14 protein-coding genes are annotated in these 18,428 nt (G+C 74.0%); 10 read left to right on the forward strand and 4 right to left on the reverse strand.

From position 1 onward, the window contains the following. Window positions 1–20: 20 nt before the first annotated feature. Both C9F11_RS12475 and C9F11_RS12480 read right to left on the reverse strand, forming a co-directional pair. Window positions 21–1,361 carry a DUF2252 domain-containing protein gene (locus C9F11_RS12475; protein ID WP_138959354.1) on the reverse strand — a complete coding sequence of 447 codons (1,341 nt, stop codon included), beginning with the start codon at window positions 1,359–1,361 and terminating at the stop codon, window positions 21–23. A gap of 243 nt (window positions 1,362–1,604) precedes the next feature. Beyond that, complete coding sequence (locus C9F11_RS12480; protein WP_171075714.1) at window positions 1,605–1,967, reverse strand: hypothetical protein; 363 nt, start codon at window positions 1,965–1,967, stop codon at window positions 1,605–1,607. Between the two features lie 161 nt (window positions 1,968–2,128). On the opposite strand from C9F11_RS12480, the gene C9F11_RS12485 reads away from it, so the two are divergent. The 5 genes from C9F11_RS12485 (at window position 2,129) to C9F11_RS12505 (ending at window position 6,393) form a co-directional block, all read left to right on the forward strand. Beyond that, the gene (locus tag C9F11_RS12485; RefSeq protein ID WP_138959355.1) at window positions 2,129–2,497 is read left to right on the forward strand and encodes an arsenate reductase family protein; all 369 of its coding nucleotides are present in this window, start codon (window positions 2,129–2,131) and stop codon (window positions 2,495–2,497) included. 206 nt (window positions 2,498–2,703) lie between these two features. Then, complete coding sequence (locus tag C9F11_RS12490) at window positions 2,704–3,174, forward strand: hypothetical protein (RefSeq protein ID WP_138959356.1); 471 nt, start codon at window positions 2,704–2,706, stop codon at window positions 3,172–3,174. A gap of 169 nt (window positions 3,175–3,343) precedes the next feature. After that, window positions 3,344–4,372, forward strand: coding sequence for a glutamine synthetase (gene glnII, locus C9F11_RS12495; protein WP_138959357.1), 1,029 nt, complete (start codon window positions 3,344–3,346; stop codon window positions 4,370–4,372). A gap of 376 nt (window positions 4,373–4,748) precedes the next feature. After that, complete coding sequence (locus tag C9F11_RS12500; RefSeq protein ID WP_138959358.1) at window positions 4,749–5,342, forward strand: winged helix-turn-helix domain-containing protein; 594 nt, start codon at window positions 4,749–4,751, stop codon at window positions 5,340–5,342. 67 nt (window positions 5,343–5,409) lie between these two features. Next, window positions 5,410–6,393 (forward strand): NAD-dependent epimerase/dehydratase family protein, encoded by a 984-nt coding sequence (locus C9F11_RS12505; protein WP_138959359.1) that lies wholly within the window; start codon window positions 5,410–5,412, stop codon window positions 6,391–6,393. Between the two features lie 40 nt (window positions 6,394–6,433). Here C9F11_RS12505 and C9F11_RS12510 read toward each other — a convergent pair whose 3' ends face one another. Next, window positions 6,434–8,617 (reverse strand): MMPL family transporter, encoded by a 2,184-nt coding sequence (locus C9F11_RS12510; RefSeq protein WP_171075715.1) that lies wholly within the window; start codon window positions 8,615–8,617, stop codon window positions 6,434–6,436. A 291-nt stretch (window positions 8,618–8,908) separates the two neighbouring features. On the opposite strand from C9F11_RS12510, the gene C9F11_RS12515 reads away from it, so the two are divergent. From C9F11_RS12515 to C9F11_RS12525, 3 genes are all read left to right on the forward strand, one after another. Next, a complete protein-coding gene (locus C9F11_RS12515; protein ID WP_138959360.1) occupies window positions 8,909–10,186 on the forward strand; it encodes a sensor domain-containing protein in 1,278 nt (425 codons plus the stop codon). Next, complete coding sequence (locus tag C9F11_RS12520; RefSeq protein ID WP_138959361.1) at window positions 10,171–10,821, forward strand: response regulator transcription factor; 651 nt, start codon at window positions 10,171–10,173, stop codon at window positions 10,819–10,821. Before C9F11_RS12515 ends, C9F11_RS12520 begins: the two co-directional genes overlap by 16 nt. A gap of 75 nt (window positions 10,822–10,896) precedes the next feature. After that, a complete protein-coding gene (locus C9F11_RS12525) occupies window positions 10,897–12,393 on the forward strand; it encodes a DUF1996 domain-containing protein (protein WP_138959362.1) in 1,497 nt (498 codons plus the stop codon). Between the two features lie 87 nt (window positions 12,394–12,480). Here C9F11_RS12525 and C9F11_RS12530 read toward each other — a convergent pair whose 3' ends face one another. Further along, window positions 12,481–12,894, reverse strand: a complete 414-nt coding sequence (locus tag C9F11_RS12530; protein ID WP_138959363.1) for a hypothetical protein — start codon at window positions 12,892–12,894, stop codon at window positions 12,481–12,483. Window positions 12,895–13,006: 112 nt separating this feature from the next. On the opposite strand from C9F11_RS12530, the gene C9F11_RS12535 reads away from it, so the two are divergent. Both C9F11_RS12535 and C9F11_RS12540 read left to right on the forward strand, forming a co-directional pair. Next, window positions 13,007–16,132, forward strand: a complete 3,126-nt coding sequence (locus tag C9F11_RS12535) for an alpha-N-acetylglucosaminidase (protein ID WP_138959364.1) — start codon at window positions 13,007–13,009, stop codon at window positions 16,130–16,132. A gap of 226 nt (window positions 16,133–16,358) precedes the next feature. After that, a complete protein-coding gene (locus tag C9F11_RS12540) occupies window positions 16,359–18,287 on the forward strand; it encodes a hypothetical protein (protein ID WP_138959365.1) in 1,929 nt (642 codons plus the stop codon). Window positions 18,288–18,428: the final 141 nt, after the last annotated feature.

Consider the following 18,428-nt stretch of genomic DNA (forward strand, 5'->3'; position numbering starts at 1 on the left):
GGGCCCCTTCGGTACGCCGTTCAGTACGCCGTGGTCGCGGTGAGGACCCCGGCCTCGATCGCGCTGGTCAGCGCCTTGTGGTCGGTCGCGTTCTGGGAGACGTAGCGCACGGCGAAGGCCGCGACGGCCCGGTCGAAGGTGTCGGCGGAGCCCAGGTAGGCGGCGATGGCCACGCGGTCGCCGGAGCGGGCGTGGGCCCGGGCGAGGGCGGTGCCGCAGAGGCGGGCGTAGGCGAGGAGTTCGGCGGGTTCGAGGGCGGCGACGTCCACGGAGCCCTTCATGTCGCGCAGCTGGCGCCAGTAGTAGGCGCGGCCCTGCGGGCCCGTCATCCAGCCGAGGAAGATGTCGCCCGCGGCCTGGAGCAGGCGCTGGCCCGCGACGACGCGGTGGCCCGGGTGGAGGTAGGGGCCGCTGGGCAGGTGCTCTTCGAGGACGGACCGCACGGCCTCCTTGATCTGCAGGAACAGCGGGTCCTCGGCGTCCCGGCCGGTCAGCAGCACGATGAAGCAGCGGGTGCCGACGCTGCCGACGCCGACGACCTTGCGGGCGGCGTCCACGAAGCGGTAGCGGTCGAGCAGGAGGCGGCGCTCCTCGGCGAGCGTCGAGCGGTAGTCGCCGAAGATCTTGCGCAGCGCCGCCATGTCGGGGGCGCCCGCCGGTTCGAGGAGGGGCGGGTCGTGGACGATGCGGCGGCGGTCGTCGACGACCTCGGTGAGTCTGCCGAGAGCCTGGAGGCTGGTGCGGCGGCGGGCGTGCGCGAGGCGGGCCGCGGCGCGCTCGCGCTGGTGCGCGGAGTCCATGAGGCGCAGCACGTCGCCGGTGTCGACGCTGGCGTACCAGACGTCCAGCTCGCCCTTGCGGGCCAGGCGCCGGATGCCGGTGCGGTAGGCGGTGACGGCGGCGAGGGCCGCGTCGTGGGCGCCGTCCTCGCCCCCGCCGGTCTCGCGGGCGGCCACGGCGACGCTGGCGGCGAGGCGTTTGACGTCCCATTCGAAGGGGCCGGGGTAGGTCTCGTCGAAGTCGTTCAGATCGAACAGGAGGCGGCGCTCGGGCGAGGCGAACACGCCGAAGTTCAGCAGGTGCGCGTCCCCGCAGAGCTGCACGGTGAGGCCGGTGTGGCGCTGCGCGGCGAGGTCGCCCGCCATCACGGCGGCGGCTCCGCGCAGGAAGGCGAAAGGGGACGCGGCCATGCGCCCGTAGCGGATCGGCAGGAGCTCCTGCACGCGGTCGGCGGCCTGCCGCTCCAGGACGGCCACCGGGTCGGGCCGGTCCGCCGAGGGGATCCAGATCCCGTGCGAGGACCGGGAGGCCCGTTTGCGGGCGGCCTTGCCCCGCTCCGCGCGCTCGGCCGCGGTGGTCATGGGCGGTCCCCTTTCCGCGGGGCGGGTCCGGGGTGCTCGCGGGGCACCCCGGACCCGCCCCTCTTCCCGTGGTCAGGGGGCCCTCCCCCTGCGTCCCCGTCTATCGCTCTTCGCGCCCGGCCTCAAACGCCGGACGGGTTTGAGGGGCCAAGAGCAGCCAACGCCGGAGCGCGCGGGCGCGCATGTCGGTTACGCCGGGCGGGTGACGCCGGACGCCGGGGCCGGGGGGGGGGAGGATCCGCGTCAGCGGTTGTAGCGCATGAAGGCGCGCACCATGTGGCACGTCGTGTCGGACGGGGGGTGGATGCCCACCGTTTCGGCCATCGTGCGTATCCGTACGTTGCTCGCCTGGTTCGGCACCCAGACGCCCGCGTCGAGGAGGGCGATAGCCAGGCGCATGGCCTTGAGGCGGCGGTTGTGCGTGATGTACCACTCGCGGGGGCGGCCGGGCGGCAGGGGGTGCTTCTCCATCGGGACGTACGGCACGTCGAGCAGCGGCTGCTGGCCCTGGCACGGGGTGCGGGACGCTCGGGACGGGGTGCGGTTGCGGGAGCGGGCGGTCGGCTTGGCGGGCACGGACGGGACTGCGGCAGCGGGCACGGACATCCTCCTGTCGCGGTTCGGGAACCCTCGCGGGCCCCTTCGAACATTGCTTCCATTCTACGTGCCGGCACTGACAACGGCCCGTGCCCAGAGGAGCAATCCCCGCTGGCCAGAAGGGGTTTGAGGGGGCGTGGGGCGGATGGTTCGGAGGTAGCGTGTGCGGCATGGAGATCTGGATCAACCCCGCCTGTTCGAAGTGCCGCAGCGCCCTGACGCTGCTCGACGCGGAGGGCGCCGACTACACGGTGCGCCGCTATCTGGAGGACGTGCCCACCGCCGACGAGATCCGCGACGTGCTCGGCAGGCTCGGCCTCGAACCCTGGGACATCACCCGCACCCAGGAGGCCGCCGCCAAGGAGCTCGACCTGAAGGACCGCGCCCGCTGGCCGCGCGACGACTCGGGCCGCGAGGCGTGGATCGAGGCGCTCGCCGCGCACCCGAAGCTCATCCAGCGGCCGATCATCACGGCGGACGACGGCACGGCGGTGGTGGCCCGCACGGAGGAGGCGGTGCGGGACGCGCTGGGGCGGTGACGCGCCCCGCCCGGTGACCTGGCGGCGCGGGGCGGCCGGGCGAGGCGCGGGGCGGCCCGGCAAGGCGCGGGGCGGCCCGGCAAGGCGCGGGCCGACCGAGCGACAAGAGCGGGCAAACCTTTACAGACACGTGCGTATCCGTACGTAGGGTGGAGCGCTCCACCCGGGCCGGACCTGCGGCGCGGGACGAGCGAAGGGAGCGGCCCGTGCGCAGCTGGCTCGCCGGGGGCGTCTACGGCACGGTGCTCGCGAGCGCGCTGCTCGCCGCGCTGCAGTCCGAGGGCGAACGCTTCACGCCGTACTACGACGCGGCCTGGGTCATGGTCACCGCGGGCACGGCGGCGCTCGCCCACGGCTACGCCCACCACATGGCCACGCACAAGCCGGGCAGCGGCAGCCACCGCTGGCGCCAGCTCGGCTGGGCGCTCGCCGACGAGTGGCCGGTGGTCATCGCCTGCTGGCCGACCGTCGCGCTCCTCGTCCTCGCCGGGATCATGGACTGGCCCGAGCGGAGCGTCACGTATACGGGGCTCGGCCTGAACGCGGCGCTGCTCTTCGGGTGGGGCACCTTCGCCGCGCTGCGCTCGGGCTACCGCAGGCGCTCGGCCGTGCTCATCGGCGTCGCCGACGCGGCGATCGGCCTGCTGATCGCGGCGGCCAACGCGGTGATCAAGTAACGCCGGGCCCCGGCCCCGCGGGGTGATCTGAACCACTCCCGCCCCAGGTAACACGGGGTTCACATACGGGCAACGGACGGGAAATCGCGCGTTGACAGGCTGCCGTCATCGCCACGGCCCGCAGCACCCGCACGACTGCGCCGTACCAAGTGTTCTAAGGATGAGGCCCGTGACCTTCAAGGCTGAGTACATCTGGATCGACGGCACCGAGCCGACCGCCAAGCTCCGTTCCAAGACCAAGATCCTCACCGATGACGCACAGGGCGCCGAGCTCCCCCTCTGGGGCTTCGACGGCTCGTCCACCAACCAGGCGAAGGGCCACGCCTCCGACCGCGTCCTGAAGCCGGTCTTCTCCTGCCCGGACCCGATCCGCGGCGGCGCCGACATCCTGGTCCTGTGCGAGGTCCTGAACACGGACATGACGCCGCACTCCTCCAACACGCGGGCGCTGCTCGCCGAGGTCGAGGAGCGGTTCGCGGCGCAGGAGCCGATCTTCGGCATCGAGCAGGAGTACACGTTCTTCGAGGGCGACCGCCCGCTCGGCTTCCCGGCCGGAGGCTTCCCGGCCCCGCAGGGCGGCTACTACTGCGGCGTCGGCGCGGACGAGATCCACGGCCGCGACGTCGTCGAGGCGCACCTGGAGCACTGCCTCGCGGCGGGCCTCGGCATCTCCGGCATCAACGCCGAGGTCATGCCCGGCCAGTGGGAGTTCCAGGTCGGCCCGCTCTCCCCCCTCGAGGTCTCCGACCAGCTGTGGGTGGCCCGCTGGCTGCTCTACCGCACCGCCGAGGACTTCAAGGTCTCCGCCACCCTCGACCCCAAGCCGGTCAAGGGCGACTGGAACGGCGCGGGCGCGCACACGAACTTCTCCACCAAGGCCATGCGCGAGGGCTACCCCGCGATCATCACCGCGTGCGAGTCGCTCGGCGAGGGCTCCAAGCCGATGGACCACGTCAAGAACTACGGCGCGGGCATCGACGACCGCCTCACCGGCCTGCACGAGACCGCCCCCTGGAACGAGTACTCGTACGGCGTCTCCGACCGCGGCGCCTCGGTCCGCATCCCGTGGCAGGTCGAGAAGGACGGCAAGGGCTACATCGAGGACCGCCGCCCGAACGCGAACGTCGACCCGTACGTGGTGACGCGGCTGCTGGTCGACACCTGCTGCGCGGCCCTGGAGAAGGCCGGTCAGGTCTGACCCGTTCCGTCCGTTGTGCCGGTTTCTGCGAGGGGCGCCCACCGCTGTGGTGGGCGCCCCTTTCGTGCTGCTCAACGCCCTTGTCAAAGGCGTCACTTCACGCCATCCAGATGTCAAGACGGCGTATCAACGTTCGAGAAGGGGTCTGGCGGACCCGTTCCCATCTGCTTCAATGGGGCCATGGGCAGCTTCCAGAACACCGCGACGGGTCATCATGACCTTGAGCCCTTCTGGCCTTCCCGGCAGCACCACGACTTCGACCGGGTGTGTTGCCGCGCGCTGAACGCGCGGGCCCTCTAAAGCCGTTCCCCCGGCCTCCGGCCTGACGCGCACGACGTACGTCCTCGACGACTCCTTAGCGCGAAAGAGCTGACTCATGGCGAACTCCCGTACCTTCACCGCCGCCAACGCCGCCACCGCCACCCGTCCCGCCGTGCCCTCGGCGCGGGGACGGCTGCGGGCCGTCACGCCCGACGAGGTGGCGCGGATCTCCGACCTCGCCGACTTCTCCGGCTTCCTGCCGCCCGGCGCGACGCTCCTGCCCGCGCCGCAGCACACCCTGCCCACGCTGCCGGGCCAGCCGCCGATGATCGGCTACCTGGTCCTGCTGCCCGCCGGGCAGGAGCACCTCGCGGCCGTCGCGCCCGACCCCGAACAGGCCCCCGGGGCGAGCGGCGAGGGGCCCGTGCGGATCGACGCCGCGCGGCGCTCCGCACACGTCGACGGGCGCCACCTGGACCTCACGTACCTGGAGTTCGAGCTGCTCGCGCACCTCGTCGCGCACCCGCACCGGGTGCACACCCGCGACCAGCTGGTGACGACGGTGTGGGGCTACGGCCACGTGGGCGACGGGCGGACCGTCGACGTCCACGTCGCCCGGCTGCGCCGCAAGCTCGGCGCCGAGCACCGCAGGACGATCCAGACCGTGCGGCGCGTGGGCTACAAGTACGCGCCGCCGACGGCGGGCTGACCCGCCCGTTCTCCTGCTGGCGGAATCCGGTTCCCGCGGGCCGGTCCTGGCGGGCAGAGTGCGGATCATGAGACTTCTGATGCTCGGTGGTACGGAATTCGTGGGCCGGGCCGTCACGGAGGCCGCGCTCGCGCGCGGCTGGGACGTGACGGTCTGCCACCGCGGGCGGCACCCGGCGCCCGCCGGGACGCGGGCGGTCACCGTCGACCGCGCGGCGCCCGGCGGGCTCGCCGCCCTCGCCGCCGACGGCGGCACCTGGGACGCCGTCGTCGACACCTGGTCGGGGGCGCCGCGGGCCGTGCGGGACGCCGCGCGGCTGCTCGCTGGGCGCGCCGGACGGTACGCGTACGTGTCCAGCGGCTCGGTGTACCGCTACCCCGGCGAGGCGGGCTCGGACGAGTCGTTCCCCGTCGTGGACGGCGACCCGGACGCGGACGCGGTGGCGTACGCCGAGGACAAGCGGGGCGGTGAACTCGCCGCCGAAGCCGCCTTCGGTCCTGAGCGGACGCTGCTCGTGCGGGCCGGGCTGATCCTCGGCCCCTACGAGAACATCGGGCGCCTTCCGTGGTGGCTGAACCGGGTCGCGCGGGGCGGTCCCGTGCTCGCCCCCGGGCCGCGGACGGCGGGCATCCAGTACATCGACGTACGGGACCTCGCCCGGTGGACGCTCGACGCGGTGGCGGCCGGGCTGCACGGGCCCTACAACCTCGTGTGCCCCCAGGGCCACGCCACGATGGGGGACCTCCTGGAGGCCTGCGTGGACGTGGCCGGGGGGCCTGGCGCCGAGCTGCGGTGGACGGCGCCGGAGGCCGTCCTCGGCGCGGGCATCGAGCCGTGGTCGGAGCTGCCGGTGTGGCTGCCGCCGGGGGAGCTGTACGAAACGATGCACGACACGAGCGCGGCCAAGGCCGGGGCGCGCTGCCGCCCCGTGGCCTCGACCGTGGCCGACACCTGGACCTGGCTCCGGACCCTCGGCGGGGTGGCCCCCCACCGCCCGGACCGCCCGGCGGTGGGCCTCTCGCCGGAGAAGGAGGCGAAGGCCCTGGCGTAGCCCTGGCCGGGGCGCCGGGCGGCGCCCCGGGCCGGGGGTGTCACGCCGGGACCCTGACCCGGGCCGGAGCCTCCGTCGGGGTTTCGCCGTGGGAGACCTGCGGGAGCCAGCGAAGGCCCCGGGGGGTGTGCCAGTTGCGGTCGCCGAGGAGGGTCATGAGGGAGGGCAGCAGGATCATGCGGACCACCGTGGCGTCGAGGAGGACCGCGACCCCGAGCCCCACGCCCATCTGCTGCATGTCCTGCATGGACAGCATGCCGAACACCGCGAACACGGCCACCATGATCACCGCGGCTCCGGTCACGGCTCCCGCGGTCCGCGAGATGCCCTCGCGGATCGCGGCCCGGTTGTCGAGCCCCTGGTCGCGGGCCTCGCGGATCCGGGAGACCACGAACACGTGGTAGTCCATCGACAGGCCGAAGAGGACGACGAGCACGAACAGCGGCATCCAGCTCTCGATGGCGCCGGCCTTCTCCGAGCCGATGAGCGAGGCGCCCCAGCCGTGCTGGAAGACGGCCGTCATGACGCCGTAGGCCGCGCCCACGGAGAGCAGGTTCAGGGCGATCGAGGTCACCGCGATGACCACCGAGCGGAAGCTGAGGAGCATCAGCAGGAAGGTGACGGCGGCGATGAAGAGGAAGACCGGCACGATGCCCTCGCCGAGCTGGTCGGTGAAGTCCCGCGATCCGGCGAGCTCTCCGCCGACGTAGGCCTCCAGGCCGTCGGCGCGGGTGCCGGCGCGGAAGTCCCGCACGTCCGACCTGAGGTCGTCCAGGGCCTTCTTGGCGGCCGCGTCGCTGCCGGTGCCCGGCAGCGGCACCTCGATCTCGGCCACGTTCGCGGCCTGGTGCAGCGTCAGCTCGGCGCCCTTGCCCGCCTGCGCGGTGAGCGCGCGCAGGCCGTCACGGACCGGCGCCGCCCCGATGTCGTCGGCGTGCACGACGACGCGGGCGGGCGCGGGGCCGCCGGGGAACTCGTCGGTGATCTCCCGGTACGCCACGGAGAGCCGCGCGTCCGAGCCGAACTGCTTCTCCAGGCCGAGCTGTTCGGTCTTCATGCCGAGCGCGGGCGCGGCCAGGGCGAGCAGCAGCCCGGCGGAGGCGACGGCGAAGACCTTGGGCCGGGCGAGGACCGGCTTCACCAGGGACCCGGCGAGCGTGCCGCTGGCGTGGACGCCCTTCTTGGCCCGGCGGTTGAGGAAGGGGATGCGCCCGGCGTCGATGCGGTCGCCGAGCCAGGACAGGAGCGCGGGCAGGACGGTCACGGAGCCGAGCATCGCCACGCACACCACCAGGATCGTGGCGACGGCGAAGCCCTTGAAGAGGAGCAGGCCCGACAGGAACATGCCCGCCATGGCCACCATCACGGTGAGGCCGGAGACCAGGACGGCGCGCCCGCTGGTGGCGGCGGCGATCCGCAGCGCGGTCTCGGCGTCGTGGCCCGCGGCCCGCTCGTCGCGCTCGCGCCGCAGATAGAACAGGCAGTAGTCGACGCCGACGGCGAGGCCCATCAGGAACATCACGGAGTACGTGGTCTCGGCCATGTGCACCGCGTGGCTGGCGAGCCCGAGCAGCCCGAAGGCGGCGACGCAGGCGGTCAGCGCGAGCCCGACGGGGAGCAGCGCGGCGACGACCGCGCCGAAGGCGACCAGGAGGATGGCGAGCGCGAGCGGCACCGCCATGAACTCGGCCTTCTTCAGGTCGTCGGCGAGCAGGTCCTTGAGGAACTTCTCGGAGCTGGCGTCGCCGAACTGGTGGACGGCGATCCCGTGCGCCTTCCCCGCGTCCCTGGCCTCGTCGACGGCCGCGAGCACCGGGTCGACGCGGTCGGCGGCCTGGTCGGACTCACCCTTGACCGCGAAGCGGAGCAGCGCGTCCTTGCCGTCCTTCGAGGGCAGCGGCGGCTGCACCTTCGTCGTCTCCCCGGTCTTCTCGATCGCCGCCGCGAGGTCCGCGGCCGCCTCCCGCCAGCCGTCGGCGGTGCGCGCGCTGACCATGACGAGTTCGGAGGCGGGCTCGTCGATGCCGGCGTCCTTGAGGATCGTCGCGGCCCGCGCCGAGTCGCCGGTGCCCATCTCGTCGTCGTCCGCGGTGACGGTGCCCGTGGCGCCGCCGACGACGGTGGCGAGCACCACGAAGAGCAGCCAGCCGAGGATCGCCTTCTTGCGGTGGTGCGCGCTCCACACCCCGAGTCGTGCCGCGAGGTTCAGCCTCTTGGCGCTCATGACCTTCGCCCCCATTGGTAAGCGTGAGTTAAGCGAGTTGACGTGAATCACGCTAGGAATCGGCGGCGCCCGGCCCCAGCCGCCGAACCCCCCTCTCGGTGAAGCACAGGGCGAGGCCGGGGGGTGTCGTCAGGTACACCCCCGTTCCGGTGGCGGAACCGAATGACCCGGGCCGCCCCGACCAGGGAAACTGTCCTTGTGCCCGGTGTTCTCGAACACGGCGGGACACAGCGGGCCACGGGCGGACACCGCCGGACGCGGCCGGTCACGGCAGCCGAGGAGAGGGAGACCATGAAGACGTCGAGGGTGCGCGAGAGCCTGCTCGCGGGAGCGCGCGGCCTGTATATGACGGTGCTCTCACTGGTCGGGTCGATCACGCTCTTCGTGCTCTCGGTGGTGTCGATCGTGCTGATCCCGCTCGGGATCGGCGTGTTCACCACCCCGCTGGTCCTGACCGCCGTACGCAAGTACGCGACGCTGCACCGCGTGCACGCCGGGGAGTGGGCGGGCGTGCCGATTCCGGTCCCCTACCGGCAGGAGCCCGCGCGCCCTGCCCGCGGCGTGGTCGGGCAGGTGGAGCGGTGCGGCCGGATGCTCAAGGACCCGGCGACCTGGCGGGACCTGCAGTGGCTCCTGGTGAACATGACCTTCGGCGTGGTCCCGGCGATCCTGCCGCCCGCCCTGGTCCTGTACATGGCGTACGGCTGGGTCCTCGCCTGCGGCGTCTGGAAGCCGATCTACGACGCGGGCGGCGGCGAGTGGTTCGCCTTCATCCACGTCACCTCGCAGAACGCCGCGTTCGCCGCCGCCGCGCTCGGCACCGCCTTCTTCGTACTGAGCCTGTACGTCAATCCGCTGCTGCTGCGCGCCCACTTCCAGCTCTCGCGCACCCTGCTGGCCCCGACGGCCACCATGCGGGAGCGGGAGCTCGCGCAGCGCGTGGACCGCCTGGAGGAGACCCGGCACGACGCCGTGGACAGCTCCGCCGCCGAGCTGCGCCGCATCGAACGCGATCTGCACGACGGCGCGCAGGCCCGCCTGGTCGCCATGGGCATGGACCTCGGCACCATCGAGGCCATCGTGGAGCAGAACCCGGCCAAGGCCAAGGAGATGATCGCCAAGGCGCGGCAGAACTCCGGCGAGGCGCTCACCGAGCTGCGCGACCTGGTGCGCGGCATCCACCCGCCGGTCCTGGCCGAGCGCGGCCTCGGCGACGCGGTGCGGGCCCTCGCGCTGCGGCTGCCGGTGGCGACGGACGTGGACGTGGACCTGGCGGGGCGGGCGGACGCCTCGGTGGAGTCGGCGGCGTACTTCGCGGTGAGCGAGGTCCTGACGAACGCGGTCAAGTACGCGCAGGCGGAGCAGATCTGGGTGGACGTCCACCACACGGACGGCATGCTCCGCATCGCGGTCACCGACAACGGCAAGGGCGGGGCGAGCGTCGGCTCGGGAACCGGCCTGAGCGGGATCGAACGGCGGCTCGGTACATTCGACGGCATACTCGCCGTCAGCAGTCCCGTTGGCGGCCCGACCATGGTGACCATGGAGATCCCTTGCGAGTTGTCCTAGCCGAAGACCTCTTCCTGCTGCGCGACGGCCTGGTGCGGATGCTGGAGGCGTTCGACTTCGAGATCGCGGCCGCCGTGGAGACCGGACCGGAACTCACCAAGGCCCTGGCGGAGCTCCAGCCGGACGTCGCCGTCGTCGACGTCCGGCTGCCGCCGTCGCACACCGACGAGGGGCTCCAGTGCGCCCTCGCCGCGCGCCGCGCGCGCCCGGGCCTGCCGGTCCTCGTCCTCTCCCAGCACGTGGAGCAGCTGTACGCGCGCGAGCTGCTCGCCGACGGCACCGGCGGCGTGGGGTACCTCCTGAAGGACCGGGTGTTCGACGCCGGGCAGTTCATCGACGCGGTGCGCCGGGTCGCGGCGGGCGGCACCGCGATGGACCCGACGGTCATCCAGCAGCTCCTGTCGCGGCGGTCGGCGAACGAGCCGCTGGGCGCGCTGACCCCGCGCGAGCGCGAGGTCCTGGAGCTGATGGCGCAGGGCAGGTCCAACGCCGCGATCGCCGCGCAGCTCGTGGTGACGGAGCGGGCCATCGCGAAACACACCTCCAACATCTTCGCGAAACTCGGCCTTCCGGTCTCGGACGACGACAACCGCCGTGTCCTCGCGGTTCTCGCATTCCTCGACCAGGGCCGCTGATCAACTTCCGGTCGCCGTAAGGGATTTACCCGCTCCGCGTTGAACGCGGCGGGCTCCTGGTGCGTACGTCAGCCCATGGGACGCACCACACGACGCACGTCACGAAAACGATCAAAGCTGGCCGGGCGGGCGATCGCCGCGTCGGCGGCGCTCATCCTGGGCGGCGGCGGACTCGTCGCGGTGAATGTCTACGCGAACGCCGAGGAACGTCCGCCGCCGGACGTCCGGAACCAGAGCCAGGTCCAGGGGGACGGGCCCCGGGCGACCACCATCAGCTGTCCGGACGTGGGCAATCAGCTGCCCGCGGTCCCCAAGGACGCCCGCGCCGAGGTCGACCGGCGGCTCGCGGAGCTGGACAGCCAGCTCACCGAGGCGTACGCGCGCTTCGCCGAGGCCGAGAACCCCGAGGACCAGAGCGCGGTCCTCGATCCGCTGGAGGAGCAGCGGCGGCCGACCCTCGACTCCATCCGCACGGCGCTCGACCGGAGCGGCGAGGCCCCCGAGAACCTGGACGGCATGGCGCGGTGCACCATGCGCGCCGACGACGACGGCCCGCCGCAGCAAGGCACGGGCCAGGACGCGGACCAGGACCAGGGCGCGGGCCAGGGCCAAGGGCCGGGCCGGACCCAGGAGCCGGGCCAGGACCAAGGACCGGGCCAGGGCCAGGGCCAGGGCCAGGCGGGCAACGGCCCCGAGGCCGGGGACTTCGTCGACATCACCTCCGTACGGCCCAACGTCCAAAAGCCCCGCAACCAGCGCGGCGCGTCACGCGGCGCCTTCACCACCCGCTGCGGCACGAACGAGAACGGCAAGTTCAACCCGGACAACGTCATCGTGGCGCCCGGCGTGAGCAACGGCGCCCACCACATGCACGACTACGTCGGCAACCAGGAGACCGACGCCTTCTCCAGCGACCAGGAACTCGCCGGCGGCCGCACCAGCTGCCGCAACCAGGGCGACAAGTCGACGTACTACTGGCCCGTCCTGCGGCTCCAGAACGGAAACGACGAGGACGACTCCGGTGCGGACGGCGGCGGCCGGGACAAGAACGTCGGCGAGATCCAGACGCCGGACCAGGTCACGCTGAAGTTCGTCGGCAGCCCCGTCGGCAAGGTCACCGCGATGCCGCGGTTCCTGCGCGTCATCACCGGCGACGCCAAGGCGTTCACCAACGGCGACGCGAACGCCAACGCCTCCTGGAGCTGCACCGGATTCGAGAACCGGCAGCTGAAGGACAAGTACCCGATCTGCCCCGAGGGCAGCGAAGTGGTCCGCACCTTCCGCTTCCAGAGCTGCTGGGACGGCCGGAACACCGACAGCGCCAACCACCGCACGCACGTCGCGTTCGCCGACCCGCGCAGCGGCCGCTGCCCCCGGGGCTTCCGCGCCGTGCCGCAGCTGGTGCAGCGCATCGTGTACGACGTGCCGCCGGGCCCCGGCTTCGCCGTGGACTCCTTCCCCGAGCAGCTGCACAAGCCCGTCACCGACCACGGTGACTTCATCAACGTGTTCGACCAGAGGCTGATGCGACGCGTCGCCACGTGCCTGAACGAGGGCCGTCGCTGTTCTTGACGCCGCGGGCCGCCGGTGGCTGACCGCGCCCGGGCGGCGGGGCCGGGTACCGGCGCAGCCCCGCGCCCCTTCGGGTGCTCTGCGCGGTCAGCCCGCCGGTGTGTGGTGCGAGGACCTCTCCACCGTCCCGCCGAGGTGGCCGCGCAGCGCCCTGAGCACGCCCGGCTCGCCCACCGCGACCCACTTGCGGCCCACGAGGTAGCTGCCGCCGTAGTCCTTGGCCTGGTTGAGCCACTCGCGCTCGCCCCGGTCGGTGGCGAAGGTCGCAAGGACGAAGCGGCCGTCGCCGTTCCGGCAGTTCGCCCGGCGCAGCTCCGCCGCGTCCGTCTGGACGTCGGGCGCGCACTCGGCCCTCGCCGCGAGCTGCTCCAGGGTGCCGGTGGCCGTCGCGGGGCGCGCGGGCCCCGCCCCTTCGCCGCCGTCGCCCGCGAGCCCGGCCGCGATCACCAGGCCGATCGTGGTGGCCGAAACGGCCCCGGCCGCCCACACCATGCTCCTCATCCGCCGCTCCCGTCTCATCAGGTGATGTGAACGCGCCGTGTCCGTGCGTTCCGTCGCGCCCCGCAGGCCGCCCGGATACCGTGCGCCGCAGCCATCGACGCAGGGGGTACACATGTACGAGCCATCGCGACGCTCCGTCCTCGGCACCGCGGGCGCCCTCGGCCTCACCGGCCTGGGCACCGCCCTTCCGGCCGGGCCGGCCCGCGCGGCCGAAGGGCCCGTCCGGGGCCCGGCCTTCGATACGGATGCGGCGCGCGCCGTGCTCAATCGTCGACTCCCGCACCACGCGGACCAGTTCCGGCTCAGACTCGTCCCGGCGCACGGCCGCCGGGACCGCTTCCGCGTGACCGGGACGACGGGGCGCGTCGAGGTGTCGGGCACCACCCCCGCCGTGCTGCTCGCCGGAGTCCACTGGTACCTGAAGTACGTGTGCGGCGCGCACCTCGCCTGGAACGGCGGCCAGCTGAACCTGCCGCGCCGGCTGCCCGCGCCCGCGCGCCCGCTCACCCGGTCCACCGCGCTCCCCCACCGGTTCGCGCTCAACGACACCAACGACGGCTACACCGCCCCGTACGCCGACTGGCCGTACTGGGAGCGCATGATCGACCTCCTCGCCCTGCACGGCTGCAACGAGGTCTTCGTCATCGCGGGCACCGAGGCCGTCTACCACCGGCTCCTGAAGGACTTCCGGTACACCGACGCCGAGTCCCGCGCCTGGCTGCCCGCGCCCTCGCACCAGCCCTGGTGGCTGCTGCAGAACCTGTCCGGCTACGGCGGCCCGCTCTCGCCGGAGCTCATCGCGCGTCGCGCGGAGCTAGGCCGCCGGATCGTGGACCGGCTGCGCGAGCTGGGCATGGCGCCGGTCCTGCCCGGCTACTACGGACACGTCCCCGACGGCTTCGTCACCCGCAACGGCGGCGACGCCCGCGTCGTCCCGCAGGGCACCTGGCACGGCTTCAAGCGGCCCGACTGGCTGGACCCGCGCACCGACGCGTTCGCGCGGGTCGCCGCGGCCTTCTACCGCCACCAGCGCGATCTGTTCGGCGCGGCCGGGCACTTCAAGATGGACCTGCTGCACGAGGGCGGCACCGCGGGCGACGTGCCCGTGCCGGACGCCGCGCGCGGCGTGGAGAAGGCCCTGCGCGCCGCGCACCCGGGCGCGACCTGGGTGATCCTCGGCTGGCAGGAGAACCCGCTGCCCGAGCTGCTCGACGCCATCGACAGGAAGAAGATGCTCATCGTCGACGGCGTCTCCGACCGCTACGGCAGCGTCACCGACCGCGAGAAGGACTGGGGCGGCACGCCCTACTGCTTCGGCACCATCCCGAACTTCGGCGGGCGCACCACCATCGGCGCCCGCGCGCACGTCTGGCAGGAGAAGTTCTTCGCCTGGCGCGACAAGCCGGACAGCGCGCTCGCCGGGACCGCCTATCTGCCGGAGGCCACCGACCGCGACCCGGCCGCCTTCGCCCTCTTCTCCGAACTGGCCTGGCGCGACGGCGAGGTGGACCGCGCCGCGTGGTTCTCCTCCTACGCCGACTTCCGCTACGGCGGGCACGACCGCGCCGCGCGGTCCGCCTGGCGCGCCCTGCACGACACCGCGTACCAGCACACGGCGGTGGAGCGCAGCGACCCGCACGACTCGCTGTTCGCGGCCCGCCCCGACCTGGCCGCGAACCGCGCCGCCGAGTACGCGCCGCGCGCCCTCACCTACGACCCCGCCCGCTTCGACGCGGCCCTCGCGGGCCTGCTCGGCGTCGCACCGCGCCTTCGCGGCAGCGCCGCGTACAAGTACGACCTGGTGGACGTGGCGCGCCAGGCCCTCGCCCACCGCAGCCGCCAGCTCCTGCCGCAGCTCAGAGCCGCCTATCTGCGCAAGGACCAGGACACCTTCCGGGCCCTGTCCACGCTGTGGCTGCGCCTGATGCGGCTCGCGGACGACGTGACCGGCGCGCACGAGGCCTTCCTGCTCGGGCCGTGGCTCGACGACGCGCGGCGGCTCGCCACCGGCGACACCGAGCGCGCCGAGTTCGAGCGCACCGCGCGGGCCCTCATCACCGTGTGGGGCGACCGCCCCACCTCCGAGGGCGGCAATCTGCACGACTACGGCAACCGCGAGTGGCACGGCCTGCTGCGCGACTTCTACACGCCGCGCTGGCAGCGGTGGCTGGACGAGCTCGCGGACGCGCTCGCGGCGGGCCGCGCGCCCCGGGCGGTCGACTGGTTCGCCGCGTTCGAGGAGCCGTGGACGCGCCGCCGCGACGACCATCCGCTGCGGCCAGTCACCGACGCGCACCGCACGGCCTCGCTGGTCCGGGACGCGCTCGCCCGCGCGCCCTACCAGGGCTCCTTGGAGGTCACCGCCGAGCCGCCCGCGTTCCCGCCCGGCGGCGGCGCCCGCGTCGAGGCCCGCTTCCGCAACGTCAACGGGCTGCGCGCCACCGGCCGCGTCGACTTCGCCCTCACCGGCATCGACGCCGCGCCCGACGGGCCGACGTCGCTGCCCCGCGTGCCCGCCGGCGGCTCCGGCACGGTCGCCTGGCGCGCGCACGCCCCCGGCACCCCCCTCGACCGGCCGCTGCGGCCCCTCCCCTACACGATCGCTGTGGAGTACGGTCCGCGGGGCGAGCCGCGGGTGCGGGCGGTCCACGAAGGCACCCTCTTCGAAGCCGGGCCCCTCGGCCCCGAGTGGCGCACCCACACCAACAACGCCGCCGTCTTCGGCGAGCTCGACGGGCGGTACGCCATCGACGGCGCCGGGGCCGATCTGTGGCGCGGCACCGCGGAGTTCGGCACGCTCTTCAGGCCGGGGGCCCTGCGGGACGGGGGCTCCGTGACCGTGCGCGTCGACTCCCAGGCGGCCACGGGGCCCTGGGCCCGGGCGGGCCTCGTCGCCCGCAACTCCCTGGCCGCCCCCGGCTCCCCGGGCTTCCTGAACCTGGCCGTCACCCCCGCCAACGGGGTCGTCCTCTCCTACGACACGAACGGCGACGGCACCCTGGACACCTACCGCCGCGTCACCGGGGTGAAGGCGCCGGTGCTGCTGCGCCTCTCCCGGGCGGGGGGCTCCTTCACCGGGGAGTTCTCCACGGATGGCGGGGCGTCCTGGCGGGCCGTCGCCACGGTGCCCCTGCCGGGGGTGGCCGCGGTCCAGGACGTGGGCCTCTTCATGACCGCGGCCAACGCCGGCGCGGGGGCCCGCGGCCTCGTCGAGTTCAGCGCCTGGCACCTGACCTGACCTCGCGGCGCGCCCCAGACCCGCCCCTTCCCGCTTCCTGGGGGCTCCGCCCCCAGACCCCCGCTCCTCAAACGCCGGAGGGGCTGAAAGATCTGCCGCAACCGGCGACAGTTCCAGCCCGTCCGGCGTTTGAGGACGAGGCGCGAAGCGCCAAAAAGGGGGGAGCACGGGGGCGGCAGCCCCCAGTGTGAAGTGACCGTCGGACCATTCGCTCGTTCTGCTGAACGTGTCGTCATCGCAGTCCACGAAAGCCGCCGCGCCGACCGGAGGGGCCGGGGAGACCGGGTCCGCCAGGTCCGTCGTCGACGTCGAGCAGGCCGAAGCCGCCCTCGTCGAGCACTACCCCCGCCTGGTCCGCCTGGCCTACCTGGTCCTGCCGCCCGGCCTCGGCCGCAACCGCCGCGTCCTGACCGCGCACGCGCTCGTCCAGCGGGCCCTGCCCCGCGGCCGCGCGCAGACCGCGGTCGTGCCGGACCAGCGCGGCCCCGGCCGGAGCGCCGACCCCGGCTACGCCTACGTACGCCGCCACGTGCTGCGCGCGGCCCTGGAAGCGGGACTTCCGCTCAAGCGCCGGGCCTGGCCCAAGCGGTCCCAGCTGCCGCCGCTGCTGCCCCAGGTGTGGGGCCTCAGACTGTTCCCGCGCTCCGGCGGCGCCGACGAACTCGCCCTGGACCAGCGGCTCTCCGCCCTGTCCGGGCCCGCCCGCGCCGTGTACGTGCTGCGCGGGCTCGAACGGCTCGGGGACGACGAGGTGCGCCGCGCCCTCGACGCCGCCGGGGTCGCCGACGTGGACACCGCCCTCACCGAGGCCGACGGCGTCGAGGCCCTGTACGCGCTCCTGGAGTCCCCCGAGTTCGACCCGTGCTCCCTCCAGGCCAGGCCCACCGACCTGATGCGGCGCAGGCAGCACCTGCGGGCCGCGGCCGTGGCCGCCGCTGCCGCCCTGGTCTGCGGGGCGCTGCTCGGCATGCCGGGCGAGGGCTGGGGCCCGGACGGCGCCGCCGCGCCCCCGTACGCGAAGAACCCGGCCGCCGAGGCCGCGCTCGACCCCGCGAAGCTCACGAAGGCCGCGCCCGCCGCCTGGAAGCGCTCCCCGCGCACCGACTTCACGGTGTGGCCCGCGCGCGGCGAACTCACCGGCGACACCGCCCTGTTGCGCCGCGCCCTCGCGGTGTGGGCGCGGCCCGGCGAGTCCGTACGGGTGTCGGCGACGCCGGGCACCGCGGCGGGGGCGCCGCCCGGGCCCGCGCAGCTGCTCTTCGCGGGCGAGGTCGACGCCGCGCGCGTCGTCCTCCTCCACGACGGCCTGCGCGTCGTGCGGTACGCCGAGCCCGAGGACGGCACCGGCGGCGCCGCGCTCGACTTCGCCCGGGTCGACGGCGCCACCGCCGCCGACTCCGGCGCGGTCGTGCTCGGCCGCTCCGACGGCAACGTCCGCTATCTGACGGCTCCTTGGGTGCGCTCCGCCGCCGTCCGCGACCTGCTCAGGCCGAGCGGCGCGGCCACCGCGCTGCGGCGCGGCGCCGACGGCGTCACCGCGCCCTTCGCGAGCCCCGCCCTCGCGGGCGACTGCCGGTCCTGGAACGCGCTCCAGCTGCGCGAGGCGGACGGCGCCACGCGGCTCTCCACGGACCTCGGCGAGCTGACCCCCGCCCGGCTCACCGCGGGCCGGCCCACCGCGCCCCGCGACGCCCGCGCCACCGACTGGGACCGGACCGCCTGCTCCCTCGCGGCCGCCCGCTCGCACGGCGTCCGGTCCGTCAACGCGTGGCAGTACGCCCGCCAGGCCCTGCCCGACGGCAGCGGCCAGGCGCGCTGGGTGTGCACCCGGGCGGAGACCTGGCAGGGCAACGCGAGCCAGGCCCTCGCCCAGGTCCTGACGCCCGGCGCCGCGGCGGGCGCCGTCGCCGCCAAGGCGGAGAACTCGCCCGCCTGCGGCGAGCGGGAGCCGCGCGTGCTCGCGGGCGTGCTGTGGAAGGCCCGTACGGGAAGCTGGTACGTCCTGGCCGCGGGCAGCGAGGACGTGGTCTCGGTGCGGGTCTCTGGGCGAGCGCCTGTTGCCGGTCCCGTGGCCGCGCTGCCCGCGAAGCGGGGCGAACGGCTTCAGCTGACCGCGAGGCTCGCGGACGGCTCCAGGCTCAGCGTTCTTCACTGACCTCCGCCGTCGACCGTCTGCGGACCGTCGTGGCTCGTCGCGCAGTTCCCCGCGCCCCTATGGGGCGCGGGCCCTCGGGCCGCGACCTCCATGGGGCGCGGCCCGAAAAGCCCCTCCGAGGGGTGTACCCACGGGGTTACT

Source organism: Streptomyces sp. YIM 121038 (assembly GCF_006088715.1).
Classification (GTDB): Bacteria; Actinomycetota; Actinomycetes; order Streptomycetales; family Streptomycetaceae; genus Streptomyces.